Source organism: Zhongshania antarctica (assembly GCF_014202945.1).
GTDB classification, from domain to species: Bacteria; Pseudomonadota; Gammaproteobacteria; order Pseudomonadales; family Spongiibacteraceae; genus Spongiibacter; species Spongiibacter antarcticus.
The window spans coordinates 1-16,234 of sequence record NZ_JACHHW010000010.1; the positions used below are offsets into that span (position 1 = coordinate 1).

Here is a 16,234-nt window from a genome sequence, read left to right on the forward strand (position 1 = left end):
ATCCAGATAAACAATGGGATACACCGCATCCAGCGGCCGCGACTGCCATTCAATCACTTCATCAATGACGGCATCGGTGACCTTGGATATGAGGCTCGCAGACACGTCAGCCCCGTACATCTCTTTGAACGTCGCCACGATTTCCCGCGTGGTCATGCCTTGTGCATAGAGAAAGAGTATCTTGTCATCCATTGAGGTAAAGCGTGTTTGGTGCTTTTTAACCAGTTGCGGCTCAAAATCACCGTATCGATCGCGCGGGGTATCGAGTTCAAATTGGCCGTCTTCAGTGCGCAAGGTCTTACGAGTAACGCCATTGCGGCTGTTCTCTGAGCTGGATTGTTCGTGCTTGTCGTAGCCTAAATGATCGTCTAGTTCAGCATTGAGTGCCGCTTCCACCGTCACTTTGGTGAGCATAGCCCTGAAATCAGAGAAATCTTTTTCAGTTTTTAGCGTTTTGGCCGCTTCGCGTGCAAAGGCTTCTAAGTCTTTTTTGTTCATAATCTGTCTATCCTTCCCGTAAGGGGTTAATGATAGACAGTTACACAGACTTAATTACAGTCTCACTATTTCAGTGGTTCGCTTCCTTGGAAGTAGCGCACGTCAATATTCCTGTCGCTATTTTCATTTGGGTGATGATTTACCCAATGATGATTCAAGTGGATTTTTCGTCCATCAAAGACGTGGGTAAAAGACCTAAAGGATTCTTACTAACCTTAGTCATTAATTGGCTAGTTAAACCGTTCAGCATGGCTCTGCTGGGCTGGTTTTTCTTTAGAGTAGTGTTTGCTGATTTAGTTGATCCGCAAACCGCGACTGAATATATCGCGGGCATGATTCTTTTGGGCGTTGCACCCTGCACCGCGATGGTTTTTGTTTGGAGCCATCTAACCAAAGGCGATGCCAATTACACGTTAGTACAAGTGTCTATTAACGATGTGATTATGATTTTTGCGTTTGCACCTCTCACCGCGTTCCTGCTCGGAGTCAGCGATGTCATAGTGCCGTGGGGCACCTTATTGGTGTCCGTGGTGTTATATGTGGTCATCCCCCTTGTCGCGGGTATATTGACGCGGAAGGCACTCGACTCTAAGCAAAATCATACGAAGTTAAGTAACTTTATCGAAGGACTCAAGCCAATTTCTGTTGCCGGTTTGCTGGCTACCGTGGTGCTGCTATTTGGCTTTCAGGCCGAAACACTATTAGCCAAACCTCTAGTCATCGTGCTGATTGCCATTCCATTACTGATACAAAGCTATGGAATTTTTGTCATCGCTTACGGTGCAGCTAAGGCCATGAAGTTGCCACATAACATTGCCGCTCCAGCCGCAATGATCGGTACATCCAATTTTTTTGAATTGGCGGTGGCCGTGGCAATTTCCTTATTTGGTTTGCAATCCGGTGCAGCCTTGGCAACGGTTGTAGGTGTTTTGGTAGAAGTGCCTGTGATGCTGACGTTGGTGGCTTTCGCTAACGGCACGCGCCACTGGTTTGATAAAGAGTTGGTATGATGAAAAATACTATGCCGAACTTTATGATCGAGTTGTTGATGTAATGGAGAAATTGGTGAAATTTACGCTACTGATTCGTGATCGCAGCGAATACTTGGTGGATCGCTATTCTGAACGCAAAGAATCTGCAGAAGAATTCCGCATGCGAATTGATCAACGCTCTATCTGAATAGTTGAAATCGCCCCATATCTACTATTATTTCTGAGTTAGCCATTTCTGAATGTGCAAAGCTGTAGCGTGCGTGGCGTTGACTTAATTTCCAGCCTTTGAACGTCCGCTTTTTACCAGGCCAGGACATGCGACATGAAAAGCTATTACTAAGGCTCTAGTGTCACATTAGCGGTCAGTCGCAGATCGGACTTCCTTATCACGTGGCATAGGCAAGCTTTTAATAGTGAGTGAATTAACTCTTAAGTTATTTTTGAGTCACCGACAAAGTTTGAAGAATTCCGCACTCTTTAACAGTGCTTTGACTGGCACAGCTATTTCGCAGCGCCATCAATTTGTCTTGAAGGTCTTGTAACTCATTTATTCGAAGTGCAACTTGCTCTATATGGCTATCAATCATTCTGTTCACATCCTCGCATCCCATTCCCGGCTGCTGATTTAGCTCGATCAGCTGCCGAATTTCGGCAAGCGAAAGATCAAGGCTCCGACAATGCTTGATGAACTTTAGCTGATCTACCTTTGCCGAATCATACAAGCGAAAGTTACCGTCACTGCGCCGCAGCGAGGCCAACAGCTTTTCTTTTTCATAGTGCCGTATGGACTGCACAGAACACCCAGTTAACTTGGCTAGCTCTCCAATTTTCACCAATCTCACCTCAATGCTTGACTCTATAGTTACCATAGAGTTTAGGCTAAGCATGATTTAAAGTAAAAGGAGCGGCGCAATGACACTGACTGGCAACGGCCAACCTGCAGAGAATACCGATGATAAAGGTGCTATAAGCACCCTGCAGCCCGATAAAATCTACGTTAGCCAGTTTGTGGTTTCCAAGATGGACTGTCCTTCTGAGGAACGCATAATTCAGATGGCTCTAGAGGGCATGGAACCGGATGTGGTTCTAGAATTTGACACGCCCAACCGCATGCTGAAGGTATTTCACAGTGGCAACCTTGTCGCCATACAGTCTCGTTTGGATTTGCTTAGCCTCGGCGCGAAAATTAAAGATACTCACAATTTAGACCACGATGAACTGTCGCAAGTGATAGCTTCAGCAAAAGAGGCAAGTTTAAAAGAAGGTACCATCCTAAAATGGTTACTTGCGATTAACGCAACCATGTTTGTTGTTGAATTTTTGGTTGGGTGGTTGGCGCAATCTGCTGGGCTTATTGCAGACTCGCTAGATATGTTCGCTGACGCGACAATTTATGGCGTGGCACTCTACGCAGTTGGCCACAGCGTCAAAAGGAAGCTGCAGGCTGCTCACCTTTCAGGCTGGTTGCAACTAGCGTTAGCTTTAGGTGCGCTAAGTGAAGTGATACGACGATTTATGTTTGGCAGTGAACCTGCGTCCACTTTGATGATGAGCTTTGGTTTTATCGCTTTGATAGCCAACGTAATATGCCTAATTTTGATATCTAAAAGCAAAGATGATGGCGCACACATGAAGGCCAGCTGGATTTGCTCATCGAACGATGTGATCTCCAATGTGGGTATTATTTTAGCCGGCGTGCTTGTCGCAGCAACAGGTTCGCGCTACCCTGACTTGCTGATTGGCTTGGTTATTTCCGTCATTGTGTTGCATGGCGCGCACCGAATTCTGAAGTTAAAAGCTTAAACAGTTCGGCGTTTCGAACGCTACCAGATACCAAACCGCATTCATTAAAAAGGTTAATTGTGACTAAACATTGGACATCTTATCTGCTGATAATACTGATTGCTTGCCAGTCAGTATTTGCTTTTGCGGATAACCATGACGTTCAAGACGCAAGTCCATTGGCTGTATTTGATCAAAGTGACATCACTCAAAACGAATTAATTGTTAAGCAGCTTAATACCAAAGATTCGACACATCTAGACAACTGCGACCACTGCGGTTTTTGTCATCATGGCCAGCTAGTTCCGGCACTCCTGTCATTTTCATCTGCTCCGAGCACTGTATTACTCAAAACCCAATATAATATGGCGATTCCTAACGACCCGCTATTCTCCTTCTACCGCCCTCCCAAAGTTTAAGCCTACGTTTTACTAATCTAACGACATTTCGGTTATTTCCGTAATGTTTAGCATGATTCCGTCTATTAAACGTGGATTTTTACATGGCTATTCGCTTTTTTATGCCTACGAGATTCGTATGGCGCACGCAACACAGCTTTAAAAAGCTGGTGCTTTTATGTTTGTTTTTCGGCTGGCAAGTATCTTTTGCGCACGCTGAAGCTACAAATAACTCCCTTACGCTCAATGCCGCACTTAAGCGTGCTATCGAGCTAAACCCGTCATTAAAGGTTTTTGAGTTTCGCAATTCTGCGCTAAGTGGGCAGATGCAAATTGCGGCGCTAAAACCTGCCTATGAGCTAGGAATTGACGCAGAAAACTTTTCTGGCGCAGATGAGCTCAGTGGGTTTGATGGCGCAGAACTTACCGTTTCGCTCTCCTCTGTTTTGGAAATGGGCGATAAACGCTCAGCGAGGCGGGGTATTGTTTCAAGTAGTCGCTCAGTGATCGATGCACAGCGACAAGTGGAATCATTGGAATTATTAGGCGAAGTGACCCGCCGATATGTGGATGCGCTTGCTGCACAGGAGCAGGTTACCCTAGCGAGAGAAGCCAATAGGCTTGCCAATGAAACGCTTAATATCGTGAGACGGCGAGCCGAAGCTGGGGCAGCGCCTGAAGCAGAGGTGAAACGGGCACTCGCGGCTGCGTCACAGGCAGGCCTAACGCTACAGTCCACCCAACAGCAGCTTAACTACTTAAAAGTTTCCCTCGCTGCGCTCTGGGGTAAAAAAACGCCTAATTTTGTGACACTTGAAGGTGATTTATATCACTTTGGCACCGATATTGAGTTTGACTCGCTCTTCGCAAAAATGGAGAAGAATCCAGCAATCCTCATTTTTGCGGCTGAAGAGCGCCTCAAGGATGCCGAACTGCGCGTTGCCACAACACAGTCGAAAGCGGATGTCAGTTGGTCGCTAGGGGTGCGTCGATTTCAAGCAAACGATGATTCTGCACTGGTGGCCGGCTTCAGCATGCCACTGTTTTCCGGCAGAAGAAACACAGGGGCGGTCTCTGCCGCGCGTGCCCAGCGCAATGAAATCTATGTACAAAAAGAAGTGGCTTTACTGAGTATGCACACACAATTGTTCCGTGCATTCCACAATAGAAAGCAAGCAATTCTCGCGGCCAAAACACTACAAAGCACCATCATCCCTGCACTGCGAGATGCACTCAAAGAAACGCAAGCTGCCTATGAACGTGGGCGCTATGGCTATTTGGATTACGTGTCTGCACGGCAGGAATTACTGAATGCTCAGCGCACACTGATCGAAGCGGCTGCGTCTGCACTCATTTATGGCGCCGAAATTGAACAGCTAACAGCAGAGCCCTTGTCCTCGACGCTCTATAGCGTATCAAGCGATTTCTCAGGAACAGTACAATGAATATATACGATACGATTAAAACACCCATTATTAATGCCATTTTCTACGCCACAATTTGTTTTTCAGCATTAGTCGCCCATGCCGAAAGTGGACATGGCGATGAAGAAGATCATGACGAGGGCCACATTGAACTCTCTCAAGAGCAAATGAAGCACGCGGGTATCGGCCTAGCCCAAGTTGGGCCTGGCGCAATTCGCGAGACATTAGCCGTTTACGGGGTTATTACGAGCAACGCGGAACAAACCCAAGCCGTCACAGCCCGCTATGACGGCGTCATCCGCGCCGTCAATAAAACCATTGGCGATAACGTCCGAAAAGGTGATGTGCTTGTCACTGTTGAGGCGAATGAAAGCTTAAAAACCTATCCTATTTATTCTGCACTTAATGGTGTCATTAGTCAGCGCAACGCCAATATTGGCGAACAGACAAACGATAAGACACTGTTTGTTGTTGAAGATTACTCTAGCGTTTGGGTAGATCTTTCCGTGTTCCCCAAAGACATCGCCAAGCTCTCATTGGGGCAAACGGTAAGGATAAAAAGCACTAACCACGCCAGCACTGGCGAAGGGAGAATTATCTTTATTGCCACTCAGGGTAACCCTTCTAATCAAGCCACCACAGCGCGCGTCCTGCTGAACAATGTCGACAACCTATGGAAACCTGGACTTTTTGTTAATGCCGAAATCACCCAAACAGAAACTGCTGCAGCCACTGTTATCGACAATGAAGCTGTGCAACTGATCGAAGGTGAAACCGTCATTTTCGTGAAAGGAGACGAAGGTTTTGAACCTCGCAATATCACCTTAGGTCGCACAGATGGCGAAGCCAGCGAAGTACTGCGTGGACTAAAAGTTGGCGAAACATATGTGATCAAAAATAGCTTTGTTTTGAAATCTGAAATGGGCAAGGAGGATGCTGAGCATGGACATTAATCACATCCGCCGCACTGCGAACTCCAACCGCAGTTTTTGCCACCAGCACTACGTTATTTCGTGGTGCGAGACCGTAGTAGGGCCTCGCTATGATCGATAAACTTATTCAATTTTCCATTGCCCGCCGTTGGCTGATCATGTTTTTTGCGCTCGCCATCAGTGCACTCGGTGTTTGGAATTATCAAAACCTACCCATCGATGCCGTACCCGATATCACCAATGTACAGGTACAAATTAATACAAGTGCACCCGGTTACTCACCGCTGGAAGTTGAGCAGCGTATTACCTACTTGGTCGAGCTGGCGATCACCGGTTTACCTTACGTAGAGAGTACCCGCTCTTTGTCGAGATATGCGCTCTCTCAGGTCACCGTTGTATTTGAAAAAGGGACGGACATTTACTTTGCCCGCAACCTGATCAATGAACGTTTGCAACAGGCCAAAAGTGATATGCCCTCGGGCATTGAACCCGTGATGGGGCCAGTAGCGACCGGCCTCGGGGAGATTTTTCACTACGCGGTGCACGCAGACGACGATGCTCGACAGCCAAACGGCGAGAAATATGATGCGACTGCCTTGCGCACCTTGCAAGATTGGGTCATTCGTCCCCAGTTGCGCCTGGTCAATGGTGTGACGGAAATCAACACGATCGGAGGTTTTGAAAAAGAGTTTCACATCACTCCGACCCCTGCGCGACTATTAACCTTCGGCTTAAGCTTTGATGACTTGGTTGAGGCAATAGAAAAAAACAACGCCAATGTTGGTGCGGGTTACATTGAAAAAAATGGTGAGCAATATCTTATTCGCGCACCTGGACAAGTTGCGAACATTTCTGAAATTGAGACGATCATTGTCGCGCACAAAGACGGCATTCCGATAACGGTAGCCGATGTGGCCGACGTCGGTTTTGGCAAACAGCTCCGTACCGGCGCGGCAACCCTTGATGGGGAAGAAACCGTACTCGGCACCGCCGTGATGCTGTTGGGCGGTAATAGTCGCAGTGTTTCAGAAGCGGTTTCCGCAAAACTGGTGGAAATCAATAAAACACTGCCCAAAGGGATCACCGCCGAGCCCGTCTATAACCGAACGGTACTCGTCGATAAAACCATTGCAACCGTACAGAAGAACCTGCTTGAAGGTGCGGTACTGGTTGTCGTTGTTTTATTAGTCATGCTCGGCAACGTCCGCGCCGCTTTACTCACTGCGATGGTCATTCCGCTGTCAATGCTAATGCTCATGACAGGTATGGTACAAGCCAAAGTCAGTGCCAACTTGATGAGCTTGGGGGCGCTCGATTTTGGTCTTATTGTCGACGGCGCAGTGATTATTGTTGAGAACTGCATACTAAGACTGGCTGGTAGGCAGCATCAACTCGGCCGCATACTCAAACTGGATGAACGCTTCCAAACCGTTTTCGCCGCGACACGGGAAGTTTTCACGCCAAGCTTGATCAGCGTTCTGGTGGTGATTTTAGTAAACTTGCCGATCCTCGCTCTCACCGGCGTAGAGGGGAAAATGTTTACGCCCATGGCCATGGCCGTGATCATCGCCTTATTGTCGGCCTTGGTGCTGTCATTAACCTTTGTGCCCGCTGCAGTCGCACTGTTGCTCAGTGGTCATATTGAAGAAAAAGACAACATCATTGTTCGTCAATCAAAACGGGTGTATACCCCAATTCTGGCGTGGGTACTCAAATTCCGTTTCAGCGTATTAGCTGGCGCGGTACTGCTAATCATCGCTGTTGGCGGATTGACCACAAAAATGGGCACTGAGTTTATTCCAAACCTGGATGAAGGTGATATTGCCATTCAGGCTTTGCGTATTCCGGGCACCAGCCTTACCCAATCCCTCGACATGCAGTTTCGGCTTGAACGCGCCGTACTGGAAATACCGGAAGTAAAAACCTACTTCTCACGCGTCGGCACCGCAGAGGTTGCCAGTGATCCCATGGGGCCAAACATCTCTGATGGCTATGTGATGCTGAAAGATCGTGCAGACTGGCCCGACCCCGACAAGTCTAAAGCCCAACTGCTAGAAGATATCCGGCAAAAACTGATGCTCATTCCCGGTAACGCGTTCGAGATAAGCCAACCGATACAGCTTCGTTTTAATGAACTGATTTCAGGTGTTCGCTCAGACCTAGGCATTAAGATTTACGGCGACGATCTAGATCAGTTATTGAAATCAGGTTCTGATATTGCTACGGCGCTTAACGGAGTTGAGGGTGCTGAAGGCGTCAAAGTAGAGCAGGTTTCTGGTTTACCTATATTGTCGGTTGAAGCCAATCGACCGGCGCTATACCGCTACGGCCTTAATGTCGCTGATGTCCAAGAGGTATTAGCTGCTGCGACAGGTGGCGAAGAAGCCGGATTAATCTTTGAGGGCGACCAACGGTTTACCATCGTTGTACGGGTCGCGGAGGAAATCCGCAACGACTTGCGAGCGCTAGAACGGTTGCCGATACCACTCCCGCAAGGAGGCTACGTACCACTCAATGAAGTCGCCACGCTCACGCTGGCACCGGGGCCGAACCAAATTTCCCGCGAAAATGGTAAACGCCGCCTTGTCGTGAGTGCCAACGTACGGGGCCGGGATTTAGGTGGTTTTGTCGCCGATGTGCAATCTCAAATTGAACGAGAGGTGACCTTGCCGCCCGGCTACTGGCTGGAATACGGTGGCACGTTTGAGCAACTCCAATCCGCAACGGAGCGGTTAAGCCTCTTAGTACCCGTGACACTTGTCATGATTTTTGCCCTACTCATGATGACCTTTGGTTCTGCGAAAGATGCGGCACTCGTATTCAGCGGTGTGCCACTTGCGCTAACTGGCGGTGTCATTGCGCTTTGGCTGCGTGATATCCCCTTGTCGATCACCGCAGGGGTTGGCTTCATTACGCTATGCGGTGTTTCGGTACTCACCGGCGTAATGATGGTCTCGGCGTTTAGAGATCAGCTGGAGCAGGGTAATGATATCGATTTATCGATCAAAGAAGGCGCGATGTTACGGCTACGGCCGATATTAATGGTCGCATTGGTAGCCGCGCTCGGATTTCTGCCGATGGCCCTCAACACCAGCACTGGTGCAGAAGTGCAGCGGCCACTCGCGACGGTGGTTATCGGGGGAATCATCTCCTCTACCCTATTAACCCTACTGGTTTTGCCCGGTTTATACCGTATGGCTTACCGCAAACCAAAAAACATCCCTGAGGGTGATGAGAGTCAAATGGCATCTTAATGCTCCACCGTCTGGTCATAAGGCTGTGCATTACTTATGGCCAGACAAATGCTCAACCATAAATATCGCTCTACTAATTCATGGAGTACCGTTATGAAACAAATCAAAGCATTTATACACCATGTCAGATCCGCCATTGTAGTTGAAGCACTGCGCGATGCCGGCTATAAAAATTTAACCCTGCTAGATGTAAAGGGGACGCTAAAGTCACTAAACGAATCCGAACAATCGTATTCAACAGATGCTGGTGTTGTTATTTCTGAGGTTCGAATCTCACTAGTCTGTGAGGATTCTCAAGTTGATGATGTCACTGGCATTATTCGTACGGCTGGAAGAATTGGCCCAGATATCTCCGGCTGGGTTTATGTTAGCCACATAGAGCAAGCACTGCCAATTGGCGGGCCTAATAACTAACACTGAGATTTAACGAAAATATTTTATAGGGAGCTCGGTTATCAAGCGTCTTTCATTGCACTTTCGTTGTCTCAGATATATGACGAAACCTACGACCAAATCTAGTAGGACTGGCCGCAAAGGTTGCCGACGCGCTATTCTCAAGCCACAAAACCGTAGCAAGCACTAACAAATAAAGGCAAAAAAGGAGTTAGTCCAGCCTCTAAGTTTGCACCGGGCTACAAGCCCCTAAATACGGGGATACCAGTCCAGCCTCTAGGTGTCTCTGATGATCATCCCCCCCCCAGTTCGCGATTGAGAGAATATTTTAGCAGTAGAGAAAATATTCTAAGTAATAAAAAAGGCCGCTTATTAGCGGCCTTTTTTATTACTTATCAGTTCATTACCAATATTTCTGCTTTTAATTTCCACAGCCCGATATTGGTATCTAGCGCCCCGCGCGGATCCGCATGCAGGGTGTTGTGAGGGCTGAGAGTTAGAGACCCTCGGCTACCCGATTATGCGAGTTTTCATGCGCCTATTTTGATGTTAGTTTAATTCCCTCGCTGAGCCGATACAAATAAGGTCTGCATGTTCTAACACACACTGCTTTTCTTTTCTTCGTACATTGCGGCATCAGCTTCCGCCACCATTTCTTCTAACGATTGCTCTTTATCATTTGAGAAGCACGCCACACCGGCACTGTATTCTATAAGGTAAGATTTGTTGATTGCCTTATTCATTGCGTCCATTTCTGTTTTAAATCGATCCAGAATTATCCCAATTTGTTCATCACTGGTATCTGTCAGCATGACAACAAACTCATCCCCACCCAATCTGCCAATTACATCACTCTCACGGAACACGCTGCGCATCACTTCTGCAAACTGCTTTAATGCAAAATCACCTTCATGATGCCCGAAATTATCATTGATCGGTTTAAATTCATTAAGATCAAATAAAATAACTGACATTCGTATTTTTTTGCGTCGGCAGAACTTTTGGCTGTGTTCAGCCAGTGTAAGAAATCCTCTCCGGTTAGAGATCAAGGTTAATTCATCCAGTGTTGCTAATTGAATTGATCTGATTTCTTGCTCAATCATGGCTCCCAAGTCATTTAATAGCTGCTTATCCTCTTCATTCAGATGCTTTGGCTTCGAGTCAATTAAACATAATGTGCCTAGGTTTATACCCTGCCTCAGCTTCAGCGGGTAACCTGCATAAAAACGGATATTAGGCGCTCCGGTAACCAGAGGATTATCAGAAAAACGCACATCCTCAATCGCATTGGGAATAATGAATAAACCATCCTGGTTAATGGCATGGCCACAGAATGATATTTCGCGCGGCGTCTCAGATGCATCCAAACCTTGCGTGGATTTAAACCACTGCCTATCTTCATCAACAATGCTAACCAGCGAAATTTCAACGCCAAACATACGCTTGGCCATTCGGGTCACGCGATCAAATCGTTCTTCATGAGACGTATCAAGGATTTGGAGTGATCTTAATGCATGAAGCCTCTCTGCTTCATTGGCCGGAAATTCTGGCTTAATCATACTGTTTCTTCTTTCTTAAAAACGTTACTTAAGTATAGTAATGTATGTGTCGAAGATCGATATAGCGGCTTATACTGACTAACCATTTAGGCTTCTTAACTACTGGCGCTCAAGGCGGGGAAGGCGTTTTGACCCAGGCAGATAGCCTATTTTCTTGACTATTTAAGTTAATAATGAGAAATTCGGCGACTGACCGCTATTGTGACTTAGCGGATAAATCCCCACTTTTGTTTAATGCTTTGCTTATTAGCGGCCTTTTTCAATTACAAGCTTGCTAGCAAATAAGTAATTCATCCAATAGCCGTCATTATCGCGCGGTGTACAAAGTAACCCACAACCAGCAAAAGCAAACCCGATATATAACTTTGCCAAAAGCCAAGATGAAACCGCTCAGCCAGTAAAAACGGCAGGAAGAATAAATATGAAATCGGCACGCCAAAAAGAATACTTTTGGCAAAGGTAATACTGGCTTGCGGATCTTTGTGTTCTATGTAAGAAAAAAACAAAGCTAAAATAGAAACCAGTGGTAGCGCGACAATAAAGCCCGCCAACACCGGCTTCTTATCCGAAAGCCACGACGCATAACCAATAACCGCTGCTGCAAGAATTAGCTTTGCGGCAAATATATAGGCTGTCATAGGCTCACCTTTAGTTCACATCTTCGAACTTACCGCTGATGTTCGCATCAAATACTTTGCCTTCAGCCGACATCAGGATATAAAGTGCCCGCTCATCGCTAGGGTTAACAAGCTTTACGATAAAGTAGCCGGGCCCACTCTGGTAAATCGTTGCTGATTCAGCGTCTACTTTCGACCAGCTCTCAGGAACCTTGCCAAAGCCAAGCTGAGGATCGATGCCGGCAAAGCCTTGGGTGATTTCCGTTGCTATCACCAAAGCCTTTTGTTCGGTAATTGGCGCATGGCCATCTCCATGCGCCAATAGATTAGAGCTTATAAACAAACTTGCGAGTAAACACAGAGTAATTCGGAGTTTCATATTTTCACCTTTCTTTAGTGTCTGTGATAAGCGCCATCGCCGTGTTCATGGGGTGCTTCTTCCTGCGGTGAAGGCTGAGGAGTGATTATGCGCCGAGGATAGCGATCGAGAATATTTGCTTTCTCTTCCGCTGCCATATCTTCATGGATATGCGAGTGGTCATCGGTATTGATCGGGAAATTATCGGCAAGCACTGTGTGCTGGTAGCCATGCAATTGATGCAGGAACAGCAAGCCACCTACGATGACCAACAATGTATTGGCCATTACATTAAAGCGTTTGAATGAGGCTGTTTTGCGCCACCCTGCCAGCAACACTAACATTGCGGTAAGCGCTGCGATTTGACCCAATTCGACACCGACGTTGAAAGCCAGGATTTTCATAACGATGCTGCCGTCCCCCATAGGCAATTCCTGCAGCCGAGTCGACAGACCAAAACCGTGAATCAAGCCAAAGCCAAACACCATCCACATTAGATTAGGCGACGCCACGCCAAGATAACGTTTGAAGCCGTCGAGATTCTCGAAGCCCTTGTAACAAACGGTGAGTGCAATCACAGCATCAATCAAAAAGTAATTTGCCTGTACTGAGTAAAGCGTGGCAAACACGAGCGTTATCGAGTGACCCAAGGTAAACGCCGTGATGAACTTTACAATATCGGCAAAGCGGCTGAGAAAAAATATGACACCAAATAAGAAGAGCAGATGGTCATAGCCGGTAAGCATATGACCTGCTCCCAACAATATGTAATCTGGCAGACCAGCCTCAATTGCGCGCTGCTTATCTGCCTCAGACATGCCGTGGGCGAGCACATTCACGCTCGTGAACATCAACATTGCTACTGCTGCAATGAGGGCGTAAAAACGACCTGTAAACATTATTTTCTTCACATTATGCTCCTTTATCGGCGCGGTGCAGCATCCGGTACAAGGACGGCAGCACAAACAAGGTCAGCAGTGTCGACGACAAAATACCGCCAATCACCACGGTCGCTAGGGGGCGCTGCACCTCGGAACCTATCCCCGTGTTTAAAGCCATTGGTACAAAGCCCAAGGACGCAACCAGCGCAGTGGTAATGACAGGCCGCAGACGAGTCAGCGCGCCTTCGATAATCGCTGGCTCTAGACCTAGACCATCACGGCGCAGCTCTCTAATAAACGACACCATCACCAAGCCGTTCAGTATTGCGATACCGGATAGAGCGATAAAGCCCACTGCTGCGGAGATGGAAAAAGGTATATCTCTAAACACCAGCGCTAAGATTCCACCGGTAAGTGCGAGTGGCACACCGCTGAATATAATCATTGCGTCTTTTAACGAACCAAGTGCTAACAATAAGAGACCGATAATCATGAGCAGAGTCACAGGTACAACCACGGCCAGTCGCTGCGAAGCGGATTGCAAGGTTTGATAGGTACCACCGTATTCCACCCAATAGCCTGCTGGCAGTGTTACTTGCGATTCAATGGTTTCCTTCACATCACTGACAAAGCTGCCAAGATCACGTCCCCGAACGTTCGCAGTCACCACCACGCGGCGTTTACCGTTCTCGCGATTTACCTGATTCAGCCCCGTCGTCAGCCCAATATCCACCAACTCTTTCAGCGGCACATAGCCACCACCAGATATTTGAATGGGAAGTGAGCCCAACTGGTCAATATCATTGCGTCGGTCTTCCGGTAGCCGCACAACAATCTCGGCGCGGCGATCACCCTCGTAGAAGAATCCCGCGCCCTGACCACCCATTGCCGTGGCAACTTGATCTTGCAGGGTATTCAGCTCAACACCATATTGGCCTAGGGCGTACTGTTTAGGCTTAAGCGTCAACATGGATAAACCCGTGGTCTGCTCCATCTGGATATCGACAATGTCATCCACTGAGCCGATGACATTTTGAATTTCTCCACCAAGGGTTTCGAGCTGCGATAAATCATCACCGAATATCTTAATAGCTAACTCGGCACGCACGCCTGACAACAGCTCGTTAAAGCGCATCTGTATCGGCTGAAGAAATTCATAGCGATTACCCGGCACGGGTTCCACCAACGCCGCGAGTTCTTCCACAATCTGGTTTTTAGGCTTACTCGGATCGGGCCACTGATCGCGCGGTTTTAGGATAATGAAATTATCTGCCACACTCGGCGGAACTGCATCAGTCGCAACATCGGCAGTACCGATCTTGGCAAATACCCGCTCTACTTCAGGCATGGTCTTAATAGCGGCTTCCAATGTTTCCTGTAAGGCTACCGCCTGACTAAGCGAGGTGCCCGGAATTCTAAGTGCGTGCATCGCGATATCACCTTCATCGAGATTTGGCACAAACTCACTGCCCAAGCGACTGGCCAAGCCAGCACATACAACAAGTAATACCAACGCAGCTGCAACCACTGTGCCACGCATAGCGATGGCTTTGCGCAGCAGCCGACCGTAAAGGTTTTTTGTTGCATCAAATGCGCGATTCTCTTTTTCGACTACCGGCCCCTTAAACAGCATGGCGATTGCCGCGGGGACAAAGGTGATGGACAGTAGCATTGCGGCACTCAGAGCAATGACCACCGTCATGGCCATGGGGTGGAACATTTTGCCCTCTACACCGGTTAAGGAGAAAATCGGCAAATACACTGCTGTAATAATAAACACGCCAAACAGTGCGGGCCGTATCACCTCTTTGGTGGCGCTATACACAACATCTAAGCGCTCATTCAGCGACAAGGTCTGCTTGTCGCTGGCAAGACCCAAACGGCGCAAACAGTTCTCCACGATGATAATGGCGCCGTCTACGAGTAAACCGAAATCCAATGCACCCAAGCTCATCAGGTTTGCACTAACACCGCTACGTACCATGCCAGTAATAGTCATTAGCATGGCGACCGGAATAACCGCAGCCGTCAGTAGGGCAGCGCGCACATTGCCTAACAGTAAGAATAAAATAACGATAACCAGCAATGCACCTTCTAGCAGATTGGTCGTTACGGTCTTCAGAGTTTTATCCACTAGGCCGGTGCGATCGTATACCGCCGTCGCGGTAATGCCTGCTGGCAAACTCGACTTAATTTCCTCAAGCCGTTCACCGACCGCTTTGGCAACGGTACGGCTGTTTTCGCCAACGAGCATAAATACCGTGCTCATGACGACCTCGCGACCGTTTTGGGTGGCCGCACCCGTACGCAGTTCCTTGCCTTCGCCAACAGTCGCAACATCACCAACACGCAGTGGCTGACCATCAAGCGTTTTGATTACAATCCTACTAATATCAGCAAGCGTTTCGGCTTGCCCCGGAATACGTAACAGCCACTGCGAGCCTTTTTGCTCAACAAAGCCAGCCCCACGGTTTTGATTATTGTCGGCAACCGCATCGATCAGCTCTTGCTGCGAGATACCATAGGCGAGCATTTTTTCAGGTTGCAGACCAATTAAGACTTCCCGTTTGTAACCGCCAATAGGGTTTACTTCAACCACACCGGGCACACGCAATAGCTGGGGGCGAATAATCCAATCATGTGCTGAGCGCAAATCCGTTGGCGTAATCAGCTTGCCATCGGCGTCGGTCGCACCCGGTTCAGCGTCCACGGTGAACATGAAGATTTCACCCAGCCCCGTCGCAATCGGCCCAAGCTCCGGCTCCAGTCCTATTGGCAATTTTGCCCGCACGTTGCCAAGTCTTTCGTTCACCAGCTGACGTGCAAAATAAATATCGGTGTCATCACCAAAGATTACCGTGACTTGGGAAAGTCCGTAGCGAGAAACAGATCGGGTGTACTTCAGCTCGGGCAGGCCTGCCATCGATGTTTCAATAGCGTAGGTAACGCGTTGCTCGATTTCCAGCGGCGTGTAGCCTGGCGCTTCAGTGTTAATTATGACCTGAACATTGGTGATATCGGGAACGGCATCAATCGGCAGTCGGTTGAAATTCCATAAACCCAGACCACAAAGCGCAAGCACGGCGGCCATCACCACACCGCGCCGCGCTAGGGAAAATTGTATAATTGCATCAAGCATGGGACGT

At 48.0% G+C, this 16,234-nt stretch carries 13 protein-coding genes; 6 read left to right on the forward strand and 7 right to left on the reverse strand.

Annotated features, from left to right (window positions below; translation table 11 throughout):
- Positions 1-498: transposase (locus HNQ57_RS15430; RefSeq protein ID WP_184464481.1), on the reverse strand; the 498-nt coding region annotated here is incomplete at its 3' end.
- A 29-nt stretch (positions 499-527) separates the two neighbouring features.
- Between HNQ57_RS15430 and arsB the strand changes: the two genes are divergently transcribed.
- The gene (arsB, locus tag HNQ57_RS15435) at positions 528-1,508 is read left to right on the forward strand and encodes an ACR3 family arsenite efflux transporter (RefSeq protein WP_184464483.1); all 981 of its coding nucleotides are present in this window, start codon (positions 528-530) and stop codon (positions 1,506-1,508) included.
- Positions 1,509-1,924: 416 nt separating this feature from the next.
- Here arsB and cadR read toward each other — a convergent pair whose 3' ends face one another.
- Entirely contained in the window at positions 1,925-2,323 is a 399-nt protein-coding gene (gene cadR / locus HNQ57_RS15445; protein WP_226968195.1) for a Cd(II)/Pb(II)-responsive transcriptional regulator, read from the reverse strand.
- A 79-nt stretch (positions 2,324-2,402) separates the two neighbouring features.
- On the opposite strand from cadR, the gene HNQ57_RS15450 reads away from it, so the two are divergent.
- The 5 genes from HNQ57_RS15450 (at position 2,403) to HNQ57_RS15470 (ending at position 9,694) form a co-directional block, all read left to right on the forward strand.
- Positions 2,403-3,293, forward strand: coding sequence for a cation efflux transmembrane domain-containing protein (locus HNQ57_RS15450; RefSeq protein ID WP_184464487.1), 891 nt, complete (start codon positions 2,403-2,405; stop codon positions 3,291-3,293).
- A 481-nt stretch (positions 3,294-3,774) separates the two neighbouring features.
- The gene (locus HNQ57_RS15455) at positions 3,775-5,115 is read left to right on the forward strand and encodes a TolC family protein (RefSeq protein ID WP_184464490.1); all 1,341 of its coding nucleotides are present in this window, start codon (positions 3,775-3,777) and stop codon (positions 5,113-5,115) included.
- Positions 5,112-6,047 carry an efflux RND transporter periplasmic adaptor subunit gene (locus tag HNQ57_RS15460; RefSeq protein ID WP_184464492.1) on the forward strand — a complete coding sequence of 312 codons (936 nt, stop codon included), beginning with the start codon at positions 5,112-5,114 and terminating at the stop codon, positions 6,045-6,047. Before HNQ57_RS15455 ends, HNQ57_RS15460 begins: the two co-directional genes overlap by 4 nt.
- A gap of 89 nt (positions 6,048-6,136) precedes the next feature.
- Positions 6,137-9,280 carry an efflux RND transporter permease subunit gene (locus HNQ57_RS15465; protein ID WP_184464494.1) on the forward strand — a complete coding sequence of 1,048 codons (3,144 nt, stop codon included), beginning with the start codon at positions 6,137-6,139 and terminating at the stop codon, positions 9,278-9,280.
- A 93-nt stretch (positions 9,281-9,373) separates the two neighbouring features.
- Positions 9,374-9,694 (forward strand): P-II family nitrogen regulator, encoded by a 321-nt coding sequence (locus HNQ57_RS15470; RefSeq protein ID WP_184464496.1) that lies wholly within the window; start codon positions 9,374-9,376, stop codon positions 9,692-9,694.
- A 575-nt stretch (positions 9,695-10,269) separates the two neighbouring features.
- On the opposite strand, the gene HNQ57_RS15475 is transcribed toward HNQ57_RS15470, so the two are convergent.
- From HNQ57_RS15475 to HNQ57_RS15495, 5 genes are all read right to left on the reverse strand, one after another.
- Positions 10,270-11,232, reverse strand: a complete 963-nt coding sequence (locus HNQ57_RS15475) for a sensor domain-containing diguanylate cyclase (protein ID WP_184464498.1) — start codon at positions 11,230-11,232, stop codon at positions 10,270-10,272.
- A gap of 290 nt (positions 11,233-11,522) precedes the next feature.
- Entirely contained in the window at positions 11,523-11,870 is a 348-nt protein-coding gene (locus HNQ57_RS15480) for a hypothetical protein (RefSeq protein ID WP_184464500.1), read from the reverse strand.
- A gap of 10 nt (positions 11,871-11,880) precedes the next feature.
- Positions 11,881-12,228, reverse strand: coding sequence for a DUF6488 family protein (locus HNQ57_RS15485; protein ID WP_184464502.1), 348 nt, complete (start codon positions 12,226-12,228; stop codon positions 11,881-11,883).
- Between the two features lie 14 nt (positions 12,229-12,242).
- Positions 12,243-13,118, reverse strand: a complete 876-nt coding sequence (locus HNQ57_RS15490; protein WP_226968196.1) for a HupE/UreJ family protein — start codon at positions 13,116-13,118, stop codon at positions 12,243-12,245.
- A gap of 1 nt (position 13,119) precedes the next feature.
- A complete protein-coding gene (locus tag HNQ57_RS15495) occupies positions 13,120-16,227 on the reverse strand; it encodes an efflux RND transporter permease subunit (RefSeq protein WP_184464504.1) in 3,108 nt (1,035 codons plus the stop codon).
- Between the last annotated feature and the right edge of the window lie 7 nt (positions 16,228-16,234).